This window comes from Variovorax sp. V35, assembly GCF_041154465.1.
In the GTDB taxonomy this organism is placed as follows: domain Bacteria; phylum Pseudomonadota; class Gammaproteobacteria; order Burkholderiales; family Burkholderiaceae_C; genus Variovorax; species Variovorax boronicumulans.
In genome coordinates this window covers 4,754,445-4,766,762 of record NZ_AP028666.1, presented here as the reverse complement: position 1 = coordinate 4,766,762, position 12,318 = coordinate 4,754,445, and the positions used below count along the sequence as shown (strand labels likewise).

The window sequence follows — 12,318 nt, the reverse complement described above, 5'->3', positions numbered from 1 at the left end:
CATGCCGCCGAGCCCGCGCTCCTAAACTGAGGAAAGCCATCTCGGCACCCCATTCAGGAGACATCGCCATGCAATCCCGGAAGCGCCTCGGCGGCTTTCTGCTCGGCCTCGTCCTCGCCGTCGGCACGGCGCAGGCCCAGCAACCCCTTCGCATCGTCGTGCCCTTTGCGGCCGGCGGCGGCACCGACCAGTACGCGCGGCTGCTGGCCGCTGAACTCACCAAGCGCGGCATCCAGACCATCGTCGACAACAAGCCCGGCGCCAGCGGCATCGTGGCCGCCGACAACGTCGCGCGTTCCAAGCCGGATGGCACCACCGTGCTCATGAGCTCGCTGAGCATTCTGGCCAGCAACACCGTGATGTACGACAAGCTGCCCTACGACCCGGTGAAGAGCTTCGCGCCCGTCACGCAGATCGCCTACCAGCCGACCATCATCGTGGGGCGTTCGGACCTGCCCTACAAGAACATCAAGGAAATGGTGGCCTATGCCAAGGCCCATCCGGACAAGATCAACCGCGGTTCGCCGGGCGCGTCCATCCTGACCAACCTGGCGCCGCTGGCCTTCGAGGGCATGGCCGGCATTCGCACGACGCACATTCCGTTCAATGGCGATTCGCCCGGCTTGCAGGCGCTGCTGGGCAGCCAGATCGACATTCAGGGGACCTCCATCACCGGCCCGCTGCTGCACGTCAAGGCGGGCAAGATGCGTGTGCTGGGCGTCATGGACGCCAAGCGCCTGCCTCAGGTGCCCGATGCGCCCACGTTCAAGGAGCAGGGCTACGACATCGAGGCACTGCTGTGGTACGCGCTGTCCGCGCCAGCCGCCACGCCCACGGACACCATCGACAAGCTCAATCGCGCCGTCAACCAGGTGCTGGTCGATCCGGACTTCATCGCGCGTTCCCAGGCGATCGGCATGGAGCCGCGAGGCGGAACGCCGCAGGCGCTGGCCGCCTATGTGAAGGCCGAGACCGAGCGCTGGGTTCCATTGCTCCAGCGCCTGGACCTGCCCAAGCAGGGGCATTGAATGCATCGGTTGTTCAATGACACGGTGGCCCTGGTCAGCGGAGCGAGCCAGGGCATCGGCTTCGCCATTGCAACCCGTTTGCTGGAGGCGGGCTGTCGTGTCGCGTTGACGGACATCGATGCTGACAGGACCCATGAAGCCGCAGGCCGCACGGGCCATGCCGCCGACCGCGTCCGGCCCTATGCGCTGGACGTGCGCGACGCCGCGCAATGCGAGGCCGTGGTCGCCGACCTGCAGCAAGCCTGGGGCCCCGTGGGTGTGCTCGTGAACAACGCGGGCGTCGGCGGCCGCAGCGCGGCGTTCGAGGCGCAGTCGCTCTCGGATGACATCGACCACGTGATGGCGGTGAACGTCAAGGGCGTGCTCAACCTGACGCTGGCATGCACCGAAGGCCTGCGCAAGTCGCGCGGTGCCATCGTCAATGTGGCGTCCATCACTTCGCTCGTGGCGACCTCGGCCCACATGGCCTATGGCGCTTCAAAAGGGGCGGTCGGTCAGCTCACGAAATTCCTGGCGCGCGACTTCGGTCCGCACGGCGTGCGCGTGAATGCCGTCGCCCCCGGACTGGTCATGACGCCGATGACCGCCCACATCGCGGATGACGCCGAGCGTCACGAGCGGATGGTGCGCCGCACGTTCCTGCGTCGCGTGGGCGATCCGCAGGACATCGCGGGCCCCGTGGTGTTCCTGGCCTCGGAGCAGGCGCGTTACGTCACCGGAACCATCCTGCCGGTCGACGGCGGCTACACCGCCAACTGATGGAGGCCGCGCGGCTGCGCCGTGCGCGGTCGTCCGGCGATCGCCTGGGCGAACAGGCGAACCGCATCGAAGACAAGACCCGAGAACCATCGAATGAACCCAACTTTCATGCAACCCCTTGCCGGCGTGCGCGTGCTGGACCTGTCGCGGGTCATGGCAGGCCCTCTGTGCGGCATGGCGCTGGCCGACCTGGGCGCCGACGTGATCAAGGTCGAACATCCCGAGCGCGGCGATGACACGCGCGACTGGGGCGTGCGCATCGGCAGCCACAACACGTCCTACTTCAACAGCTGCAACCGCAACAAGCGCTCCATCTGCGTGGACCTGCAGGACAAGGAGGGCCAGGACATCGTGCGCCAGCTCGCCGCGCAGTGCGACGTGGTCATCCAGAACTTCAAGTACGGCGGCGCGCAGAAGATGGGCCTGGGCTACGACGACCTGCGCAAGCTCAACCCGAAGCTCATCTACTGCTCGATCTCGGGCTACTCGGTGCTGAGCGAGGAAAAAGCGCGGCCGGGCTACGACCTCGTGATCCAGGGCGAGACGGGCCTGATGGCCATGAACGGCGAAGAAGGCCAGGGCCCGCTGAAGTTCGGCATTGCCGCGGTCGACATGTTCACCGGCATGTATTCGGCCCAGGCCATCCTCGCCGTGCTCTACGAACGCACGCGCACCGGCGAGGGCCGCCACATCCAGATGTCGCTGTACGACAGCGGGATGATGATCACCTCGTACTACGGGCTCACGGCGTGGCTCAACAAGGGCGACCCCGCCAAGTTCGGCAACTCGCACCCGTCGATCGTGCCCTACGGCGTGTTCGAGGCTGCTGATGGCCCGGTGGTGATCGCCGTCGGCAACAACGGCCAGTTCAGGAAGTTCTGCGACGAGGTGATTTTTTGCCCCGAGCTGCCGGTCGATCCGAAGTTCGCCACCAACACCGCACGTTCGAAGCACCGGCACGAGTTGCTGCCGCTGCTGCTCGCGAAGATCGGGCAGTTCTCGCGCGCCGTTCTCATCGAACGCATGAACACGGCGGGCATTCCCTGCGGGGAGGTGCTCGGCCTCTATGACGCGCTGCAGTCGGACCGCACGGCGCAGACGCAGGTCTGGCACCGCTTCGAAGACACGCAGGCGGGGGCGCAGGCCGTCCACGCGCCGCCTTACATCATCGACGGCGCACGCGCGGGCGTGCGCCACCACCCGCCGCACCTGGGGGAGCACACGGCCGAAGTGCTGCGTGAGCTGCTCGACATGGGCGACGGCCAACTTGAATCCCTGAGCCAAAGAAGCGTCATCAAATGAAATTGCATCGCATGCGAGAAACCGAACCCGCCGCCCCGCGCCGGCTCCTGCTGAAGTCGTGCCTCGCGGCCGGCGCGGCGCCCTGGCTGGCGTCGCTGTCCGGCGGCGCCAACGCGGCGAGCCGCTGGCCCGAAAAAACCGTTCGCATGGTCGTGGCCTTTCCGGCCGGCGGCCCGACCGATGCGACCGCGCGGCTGGTCGCGCAGAAGCTGACCGGCGCGCTCGGTCAGCCCGTCATCGTGGACAACCGTCCCGGCGCCTCGGGGTCCATCGGCACCACGTCGCTGATCAAGTCGGCGCCCGACGGCTACACGGTGTCGATGTTCGGCATGCCCGCGCTGGTGGCACCGATCGTCTACAGGAACAACCAGTACGACGTGCGCAAGGATTTCACCTGCGTGGCGTCGGTCTACGACCTGCCGCTGGTCTTGATGATCAACCCGCTGGTGCTGCCGGGCGTGAACGATCTCAAGGGCTTCATCGCGGCCGCCAAGGCGCAGCCGGTCAACTACTCCACCGCGGGGTCGGGCAGCATCGGCCACCTGGCGATGGAGCAGCTCAAGGACATGGGCGGCTTTCCCATGCAGCACGTGGGCTACAAGGGCAGTGCGCCGGCCATCACCGATCTGCTGGGTGGGCAGATCGGCGCCATGTTCGTGGACCTGGTTGCGGCCATGCCGCACATCCGCAGCGGGCGGCTCAAGGCACTGGCGCTCGGCTCTGCCGATGCCCGGGCCTTCCTGCCCGAGGTGCCGTCCATCGCGCAGCAAGGCTTCGCCGGCTTCAATGTGAGCAGCTGGAGCGGCCTGATCGTGCCCAACGGCACGCCCGCCGCCGTGGTGACCCGGCTCGACTCGGAACTGCGCCGCATCCTGGCCGAAGCGGACACGAAGCGCGGGCTCGAAACCATCGGCGCGCTCAGTGCCTACCAGCCGCCGGAAGTCATGAAGCGCCGGATGGCCAGCGAGTTCGAGCGCTGGAACAAGGTGGCGTCGGAGAAGGACATCTCGATCTGATTTTGGGTTGGCACCCTCGAGTGCCGGCGCCCTCGCAACAACGCCCCGGAACCCGAAGCCCTTTGAGGCTTGAGTTCCGGGGCGTTGTGCATGGGGCCCCGAGGATCAGTGCGATTGCTTCGGCAGATTCAAACTGCGCAAGATCGGAAGCCAGCGGTCCGCCTCGACCTTGATGAACCGGGCCAGCTCTTCGGGCGTGCCGCCGCGGGGCTCCATGCCGATGGCGCGGGCGCGGGCCACGAAGTCGGGGTCTGCGATCACCTGGTTCACGGCCTGGTTCAGCCGGTCGATCGCCGGCTTGGGCGTGCCGGTAGGCACCGAGAGGGAGTACCAGAGCGTGGCTTCCATGTCGAAGCCCTGTTCCTTGAACGTGGGGGCGTCGGGCACCTGCGGCAGGCGCCGCGAATCCATCACGCCGAGCACGCGCAACTTGCCCGATTTCACGTAGGGCAGCGATCCCGTGATGGACGTGCCGTGGATGTCGATCTGGTTGCCCAGCAGGGCCTGCAGCGCTGGGGCGTCGCCGTTGAAAGGAATGTGCAATGTGCTGATGCCCTGTTCCTTTTCGAAAGCGATGGGTGCCAGGTTGGTCAGGATGGCTGCGCCGGGCGAACCGCGGTTGATCTTGCCGGGGTTCTGCTTGGCGTAGGCCACCATTTCCTTGATGTTCTTGTAGGGCAGGTCGGTGCGACCCACGACGATGGCGGGCTGGTAAGCGATCTGAGTGACCGGCGCGAAGTCCTTCACGGGGTCGTAGGGCAGCTTCTCGTAGAGCACGCTGTTGTTCGCGAGCGTGCCCAGCGACGACACGAGCACGGTCTGGCCGTCCGGCTTGGCGCGCGCCACGTAGTCGGCGGCCAGGATGCCGCTGGCGCCGGGCTTGTTCTCGATGATGACGTTCAGCCCTTGCTTGCCGAGTTCCTGGGCCAGGATGCGGCAGTACTGGTCGGTGCCACCGCCGGCCGCAAAGGGCACGACGAGGCGGGTCACCTGTTGGGCAAGGGCGAGGGCCGGGGCGAGGGCGCAGGCACCCAGCGCCAACCCCATGACGAGTTTTCGATAGCTCATTCTTGTCTCCTGTTCTGGTTCGAATCGAACGCTGGATTCAGTCTAGGGCGCAGCTCCCAGCAGTGATCTGCAAGGAATGAAAAGCAGCTTTGCGGGATGCGCCGACAGGGGCGCCAGCGCGCCCGCACACTTGCCCGATGACCGTGAAGATCACCCGGGTCGGGACGACCAAAGATCAACTGGGCGAGAGCCCCTGCTGGGATGCCGATGCACAGGCGCTGAACTGGATCGACGCGCTGGCCGGCACGCTGTGGCGCTTGAAGCCCGAGGCCGGGTTGCCCGAGCCGCACCCGTTGCCTGCGCCCGTGGGGTCGATCGCGCCGTGCCGCAGCGAGGCTGTCGTGGTGGCGCTGCGCCACACCTTTGCGCGCTATGACTTCGTCACGCGCACGCTGGCGCACTTGGCCCGCATTCCCGTGGACCATCCGAACGTCCGCTTCAACGATGGCAAGTGCGATCCGGCGGGCAACTTCCTGGCGGGCACCATGCACGTCGATCGCCGGGCCGGCGAGGCGGTGAAGGGCGGGCTCTACCGGCTGCGCCCCGACCTTCGCGTGGAGCACCTGGCCGACGACATCGGTTTTGCCAACGGGCCTTGCTTCAGCCCCGACGGCCGCGTGCTGTACCTGGCCGACAGCCTGGAGCGAACCATTTGGGTTTATGACTACGACCCGGATGGCCCCTTGCGCAACAAGCGCCTGTTTGCAAAGACGCACGCCTTCGACTCCGGGCCTGATGGCGCGACGGTCGATACACAAGGGTTCCTCTGGACAGTACTGACCCGCGCCGCCAAGCTGGCGCGCTATGCCCCGGACGGCACGCTGGAGCGCCTTGTCGAGTTGCCGGTGAGCTATCCCACGAGCATCTGCTTCGGCGGGCCCCGCCTGGAGCACATGTACCTGACCAGCATTTCACGCAGCGCGCGGCTGGAGGGCAACCAGGCGCAGGATGGCGGGCTGTTCGTGATCACCGGCCTGCCCGCCACGGGGCGTCTGCCCCATCACTTCGCCGACGTCTAGCGGGTCTCGCTTCGGAGTGCGTCCGCCACGTAGTCCACGAAGGCACGCACCTTCAGCGGCAGCACGCGGCTCTGCCGGAAGACGGCGAAGACGCCGTTGGAAAACGCCCGCACGGCAAAGCGGTACTCGGGCAGCAGCCGCACCAGGGTGCCGTCGCGCAGGTCGTCGCGCACGGTGGCCTCGGACAGCAGCGCCACGCCCATGCCGCCGATGGCAGCCAGCCGCAGCAGTTCGCCGTTGTTGGCGCTGAGCACGCCCTGGATGGCCAGTTCCTGCTGTTCACCTGCCGGATCGATGTACTTCCAGGTGATGACCTCGCGCTCACGCCGGTAGGTGAGGCAGCGCACCTGCGGCAGGTCGCTGGGATGCCGGATGCGCGAGTAGGTCTTCACGAAGGCCGGGCTGGCCACCAGCACTTCGTCGCTGGACTGCAGCCGCTTGATGACGAAGCCCGAATCGTTGGACTCTCCGGTGCGGATGTCGACGTCGAAGTCGTGTTCCACCAGGTTGATCGGATGCTCGGAGAGTTCGAGCTCGACCCGGATGTCGGGGTAGAGCTCCGCGAAGCGCGGCAGCAGCGGTGCCAGCACGCGCAGGCCGATGTGCGTGCGCGAATGCACGCGCAGGCGGCCTTCTGGTCGCTGGCGCGCGTTGTGCACGGCCTGCTCGGCCTCGCTCATGAGTTCCAGCATCGCCTCGGCCCGCTCCAGGAAGGCCTGGCCTGCTTCCGTCACCTTGAGGTTGCGGCTGGTGCGGTCCACCAGTTGCACGCCCAGTTCTTCTTCCAGTGCGCTGATGCGCCGCGAGATGGTCGCGGGCGAGAGGCTGAGGCTGCGGGCCGCGGCCGAGAGGCTGCCTTTGCGCTGGGTGGCCACAAAGATGCGCAGCGAGTCGAGGGCCTTCATTTCGAAAGACGCAAAGAAGCTGTGCGTTCGCTGGTGATCCACGCAGGCGTTGAGTTCCTACGATGGACCTCGATCAACACCAGCCAACCAGGAGCAACAGCGATGGATTTCGGAATCTTCATTTTGATGCAGCAGCGGAACAAGCATAAGACCTCCCACCAGATCCTGCGCGACGCCATCGAGCAGACACGACTGGCGGACGAATTGGGTTTCGGGGCCGCGTGGTACGCCGAGCACCACTTCAGCAACTACGGCATGTGCTCGTCGCCGCTGACCATGATCGCGCACTGCGCCGCGGTCACCCGCAACATCCGGCTGGGAACCGGCATTGTCGTCGCTCCGCTGTACACGCCGGCCCGCCTGATCGCCGATGTGGCGATGGTCGACCAGTTGTCGAACGGCCGCCTGAACCTGGGCATCGGCTCGGGCTACCAGCAGTTCGAGTTCGAGCGCTTCGGCGTGTCGCTCGAATCCGCCAAGGGCCGCACCTTCGAGATGCTCGACATGCTCGAGGCGGGCCTGAAGGAGCCCAAGTTCAGCTACGACGGCGCGTACTACCAGCAGCCGATGAGCGCCATCAGCCAGCGCGCGGTGCAGCGACCCATGCCACCGATGTGGATCACCAGCGTCGACCCGGCCTTCCTGTCGCGCGCCGTGAAGTCCGACCACCACGTGTTCGTCTCCGGCGGCGACGGCGGCCTGGAGAAACTGGCCAGCACTCGGGCCCTCATCGACAAGGTGGCTGTGGCGGAGGGCAAGGACCCGGCCGGCGTGCAGGTCGGCCTGTTGCGCGCGGCCTATGCCAGCAACAACAAGGACGAGGTCGAGAGCTACCTCGAGTGCGCCCGCTACCAGCGTCGCATCGCCGTCAGCTTGAAGCGCCGCACCGCGCAGATCGCCGACGACTACCAGGTCGAGGAAGGCATCGTCGAGGGCGAGCCCACGCTGGACGAGATGCGCGCGCTGCTGCCCGTGGGCGACATCGACACCGTGATCGAGCGCGTGGTCAACGAAATCCGCACGCTCAAGCCGGTGCACTACTGCTTCCAGACGCAGATGGGCGATTTCGATCACGCCACGATGCTGCGCCAGCTCGAGGTCTGGGGCAAGGTCATCATTCCGACGGTGCAGCAGGAGATCGCCAACGATCCGCCGCATCGGCCCGTGGTCCAGAGCGAACTCGCTGCGGCCTGAGGCCGAGCGCCAGGAGACGCCATGTCCGAAGTCGCTGAAGAAAGCACCCGCGGCACCATCGAGCCTGCCCAGTTCCGTCAGCTGCTCGGGTGCTTTCCGACCGGCGTGGCGGTCATCACCACCTGCACGCCGGACGGCCAGCCGGCCGGCCTGACCTGCAACTCCTTCAGTTCGGTCTCGCTGGACCCGCCGCTGGTGCTGTTCAGCCTGCGCAATGCGAGCCGATTGCTGGGAACGTTTCAGGCGGCGGACGGCTTTGTCATCAACATCCTCTCCGAGCAGCAGGATGCGCTGTCGGGCCGGTTCGCATCGAGCAAGATCGAGGACAAGTTCGAGGGCGTGCCGTGGCGTGCCGGCGCGCTGGGCATGCCACTGATCGACGATTGCCTGGCGAGTTTCGAATGCCGCGTGCATGCGGCCCACGAAGCCGGCGACCACACCATCTTCATCGGCGAGGTCCGGCACCTGAGCGCCGGAGCGGCCGACCAGGCGCTGGTGTTCTACAAGGGCGCCTACATGAAGCTGGCCGAGTCGCTGCGCAAGCTGGTCGTGGAAGGGCGGCTGGGAGACGCCGACATCGACGAGGCCTATCGCACGCTCTATGGCACGTTGCTGCGCCTGGCCAGCGAACGCGCCACCGAGGCCGAGCTCGACGCCGTGCATGAAGCCGCCGGTGCCATTGAGGCGCACCCCGACGACGCGCCGCTCAAGGAGCGCATCGCCTCCGCCAGTGCGTTCTTCTCCTCGATCGCCGCGGCCGGCCACAACGAAGCGCTCACGCTGATGGCGCAGACCATGACCAGCGTGCTGCGCGAGCGCATGACGCATGTGCTGTCGGTGCGCCCGCGTCCCGACCTGTTTCCGTTGCGCCGCAAGGTGGCGCACAACCTGCGCCGGCGCGACGCCGCCGGTGCCACCGCCGCCCTGGACGAGCTGATCACGCAGCTGCGCAAGGGTTGAGCCTTTCCGAAATTCCACAGGAGACAAGATGTCCATCGACTACGCCGGCTTCCGGCGCGAACTCGAATCGTTCGTGCGCAGCGCCTGCCCGCCAGAGATCCGCGCCGTCGTCGCGGCCGGCCAGAAGATCACGAAGCGCGAATACCAGGCCTGGCAGAAGATCCTCAACGCCCAGGGCTGGGGTGCGCCGAGCTGGCCGCGCGAAGCCGGCGGCACGGGCTGGGACATCCGCCAGCGCCTCATCTTCGAGGAGGTGATGGCCGAGAACGACTGTCCGCCCCTGTATCACCATGGGCTGGGCCACATCGGGCCGGTGATCATCCGCTTCGGCACGCCCGAGCAGAAGGCGCGGTTCCTGCCGCGCATCCTGGACGGCTCGGACTGGTGGTGCCAGGGCTATTCGGAGCCCGGCTCGGGTTCCGACCTGGCCTCGCTGTCCACCAGTGCGCGCCTGGACGGCGACGAGTGGGTCGTCAACGGCCAGAAGATCTGGACCTCGCATGCCCACGAGGCCAGCATGATCTACATGCTGGTGCGCACGTCGAAGGAAGCGAAGAAGCAGGAAGGCATCTCGCTGCTGCTGGTGCCCATGGACACCCCGGGCATCACTGTGCGTCCCATCAAGACCATCGATGGTTGGCACCACCTGAACGAGGTGTTCTTCGACGAGGTGCGCGTGCGCGCCGACAACCTCGTCGGCGAGGTCGGCAAGGGCTGGACCTGCGCCAAGTTCCTGCTCGAGCGTGAACGTCTTCCGCCGGCCAACGTGGCGCGGCTGGAGCTCATGCGCCGCCAGGTCACGCAGCTGGTGGACGTGGCGAGCCGCGCCGCCGCGGGGCTGCGCGACTTCAGCGGCCTGCACCACAAGCTGCTGCTGTGCGAGGCCGACGTGAAGGGCGCGCGCGTGATGATGGCGCAGGCCACCGACGACCTGATCCACCAGCGCCCGCTGGGCGTGCAGCCCTCGGTCATCAAGATGACCTGCGCCGACGTCGCGCAGCGCCTGACGACCATCGCCCTCGACGCGGTCGGCCCCGATGCCGCGCATCGTTTTCTTGCCGAGGCGGGGGACGACGTGCCCGATGCCACCTGGATCCAGAACTACATGTTCACGCGCGCCCGCACCATCGCCGGCGGCACCTCCGAGGTGCAGCGCAACGTGGTCGCCAACGAACTCCTGGGAGCCTGAGCCATGTCCACATCTTTCCCGTCGCTCTTTCCCGGCATGCTGCTGGACGCGGCGAGCCGCTATGCCGAGGACCACATCGCCCTCGAGGTCCAGGGCGACCCCGTGCGCGAACTGGGCTGGACGGCCACCCTCGTGCCCGAGGACACCGGTGGCGTCGGCGGCAGCCTGAGCGATCTGGCGTCCATCGTGGAGGGGCTCGCCACGCATGGCCTTCAACTGCCGGTGGTCGAGACCTGCGCCGTGGTGCCGCTGTTGCTGCAGGCCGCGGGGGCCGACACGGCCCATCGCTGGCTGGAGGCCGTGGCCGAGGGCAGCGTGCAGATGGCACCCTTGACCGCCTTGTCTGCCACGCCCGACGTCCATGCCGTGACGGCGAGGCACCTCGACATCGGCTACGAGTTGAGCGGCACCGTGCAGGGCGTCGATGCGACGCTGCCTGCCACGCGTTACCTCGTGCCTGCGCAGGTCGATGGCGAAGACGCCATCTTCCTGGTCGATGCCGAACGCATCGGCGCACCGAAGGCCCGATACCGGACGATGGAGGGCCGCCTGGGCGCGGACTTCGTGTTGGAGCAGCTTGCCGTGCCCGAGAGCGCGTGCATCGCGCGCGGCGCTGCTGCACGCGATGCGCGCGCCAAGGCGACCGATGCCGCCTTGCTGCTCACGGCCGCCGACACGGTGGCCGCGCTGGCCACCCTCATCCGCCAGACCGTCACCCACCTGAAGGAGCGGCGCCAGTTCGGCGTGGCGCTCTCGAGCTTCCAGGTGCTGCGCCATCGCGTGGCCGACATGTACGTGAAGTACCTGGGCGCCAAGGGCCTGGTGATCCATTGCTTCAACGAATACGAGCAGGACGCGCCCGACCTGCGCCGCACCTTGCGCCTGGCCAAGGTGTCGATGGCCGAGTCGGCACGCGCCTGCGCGGAAGCGGCGATCCAGATGCACGGCGGCATGGGCGTGAGCGAAGAGGTGCTGGCCACGCGCACGGCGCAGCGCCTCATTGCCTCCGAGTTCCGCTACGGCGACCGGCTGTTGCACGTCGCCCACCTGTTGGCGCTGGCGCCACAGGCGAGCGCACCACACGTTTCTTTTTCCAACCAAACCGGGAGTGTGCGATGAGCATCAATCTGGAAGTTTCCGACCACATCGCCGTCGTCCGGCTCGACAAGCCGCCGGTCAACGCGCTGGACCGCGCCACGCGTCGCCGCCTGATCGAAATCTTCGATGAGGTCTCCGAGCGCTCCGACGTGCGCGTGGCGATTCTCACGGGCACGGGCAAGTTCTTCTGCTCCGGTGCCGACCTGAAGGACCGCCCCAATGCAGACAAGGCCGGCGACTTCCTCGACCACAACCGCTGGACGCGCGAGACGGGCAATGCCATCCGCGAATGCGCCAAGCCCGTTATCGCGGCCGTCAACGGCCCCGCGCTGGGCGCGGGCTTCGGCCTCATGGCCGCGTGCGACATCTTCCTGGCGAGCGAGGACGCCACCTTCGCCATGCCCGAGATCAACGTCGGGCTCGCGGGCGGTGTCTCGATGCTGCGGACCATGGTCGGGCGCTCGTTCACGCGCCGCATGTTCTTCACCGGCATGAAGGTGCCTGCCGCCGAGCTGTACCGCCGCGGCGTGATCGACGAGGTGGTGCCCGCCGAGCAGTTGATGCCGCTGGCGATGGAGATCGCGCAGGAGATCGCCTCCAAGGCACCGCTGGCCATCGCCTATGCCAAGCAGGCCGCCAACATGATGGACCTGATGCCGCAGCGCGACGGCTACCGCTTCGAGCAGAACTTCACCATGGCGCTGGCCCGCACCGAAGACGCGCAGGAAGCCCGCACGGCCTTCCTCGAGAAGCGCAAACCCGTCTACAAGGGGCGCTGAG

At 67.1% G+C, this 12,318-nt stretch carries 12 protein-coding genes; 10 read left to right on the top strand and 2 right to left on the bottom strand.

The window, feature by feature from the left end; genetic code table 11:
- Positions 1–68 precede the first annotated feature (68 nt).
- The 4 genes from ACAM42_RS21935 (at position 69) to ACAM42_RS21920 (ending at position 4,105) form a co-directional block, all read left to right on the top strand.
- Positions 69–1,028, top strand: a complete 960-nt coding sequence (locus ACAM42_RS21935; RefSeq protein ID WP_369629391.1) for a Bug family tripartite tricarboxylate transporter substrate binding protein — start codon at positions 69–71, stop codon at positions 1,026–1,028.
- A complete protein-coding gene (locus ACAM42_RS21930) occupies positions 1,029–1,787 on the top strand; it encodes an SDR family NAD(P)-dependent oxidoreductase (protein WP_369629390.1) in 759 nt (252 codons plus the stop codon). It abuts the gene before it with no gap.
- Between the two features lie 93 nt (positions 1,788–1,880).
- Entirely contained in the window at positions 1,881–3,089 is a 1,209-nt protein-coding gene (locus ACAM42_RS21925) for a CaiB/BaiF CoA transferase family protein (protein ID WP_369629389.1), read from the top strand.
- 11 nt (positions 3,090–3,100) lie between these two features.
- The gene (locus ACAM42_RS21920; protein WP_369629388.1) at positions 3,101–4,105 is read left to right on the top strand and encodes a Bug family tripartite tricarboxylate transporter substrate binding protein; all 1,005 of its coding nucleotides are present in this window, start codon (positions 3,101–3,103) and stop codon (positions 4,103–4,105) included.
- Positions 4,106–4,210: 105 nt separating this feature from the next.
- On the opposite strand, the gene ACAM42_RS21915 is transcribed toward ACAM42_RS21920, so the two are convergent.
- Entirely contained in the window at positions 4,211–5,173 is a 963-nt protein-coding gene (locus ACAM42_RS21915) for a Bug family tripartite tricarboxylate transporter substrate binding protein (RefSeq protein ID WP_369629387.1), read from the bottom strand.
- 137 nt (positions 5,174–5,310) lie between these two features.
- Between ACAM42_RS21915 and ACAM42_RS21910 the strand changes: the two genes are divergently transcribed.
- On the top strand, positions 5,311–6,192 hold the full coding sequence (locus ACAM42_RS21910; protein ID WP_369629386.1) for an SMP-30/gluconolactonase/LRE family protein: 882 nt from the start codon (positions 5,311–5,313) through the stop codon (positions 6,190–6,192).
- On the opposite strand, the gene ACAM42_RS21905 is transcribed toward ACAM42_RS21910, so the two are convergent.
- The gene (locus ACAM42_RS21905) at positions 6,189–7,097 is read right to left on the bottom strand and encodes a LysR family transcriptional regulator (protein ID WP_369629385.1); all 909 of its coding nucleotides are present in this window, start codon (positions 7,095–7,097) and stop codon (positions 6,189–6,191) included. The genes ACAM42_RS21910 and ACAM42_RS21905 overlap by 4 nt on opposite strands.
- Positions 7,098–7,199: 102 nt before the next feature.
- Here ACAM42_RS21905 and ACAM42_RS21900 point away from each other — a divergent pair, with 102 nt between their 5' ends.
- Genes ACAM42_RS21900 through ACAM42_RS21880 form a run of 5 tightly spaced genes read left to right on the top strand, consistent with a single transcriptional unit; the run spans position 7,200 to position 12,317 of the window.
- The gene (locus ACAM42_RS21900) at positions 7,200–8,291 is read left to right on the top strand and encodes an LLM class flavin-dependent oxidoreductase (protein WP_369629384.1); all 1,092 of its coding nucleotides are present in this window, start codon (positions 7,200–7,202) and stop codon (positions 8,289–8,291) included.
- A gap of 21 nt (positions 8,292–8,312) precedes the next feature.
- Positions 8,313–9,251: a flavin reductase gene (locus tag ACAM42_RS21895; protein WP_369629383.1), complete on the top strand. Its 939-nt coding sequence runs from the start codon at positions 8,313–8,315 to the stop codon at positions 9,249–9,251.
- Positions 9,252–9,279: 28 nt separating this feature from the next.
- Positions 9,280–10,440, top strand: coding sequence for an acyl-CoA dehydrogenase family protein (locus ACAM42_RS21890; protein ID WP_369629382.1), 1,161 nt, complete (start codon positions 9,280–9,282; stop codon positions 10,438–10,440).
- Positions 10,441–10,443: 3 nt separating this feature from the next.
- On the top strand, positions 10,444–11,559 hold the full coding sequence (locus tag ACAM42_RS21885; protein ID WP_369629381.1) for an acyl-CoA dehydrogenase family protein: 1,116 nt from the start codon (positions 10,444–10,446) through the stop codon (positions 11,557–11,559).
- Positions 11,556–12,317, top strand: a complete 762-nt coding sequence (locus ACAM42_RS21880; RefSeq protein WP_369629380.1) for an enoyl-CoA hydratase/isomerase family protein — start codon at positions 11,556–11,558, stop codon at positions 12,315–12,317. The genes ACAM42_RS21885 and ACAM42_RS21880 overlap by 4 nt, the downstream gene beginning before the upstream one ends.
- Position 12,318: the final 1 nt, after the last annotated feature.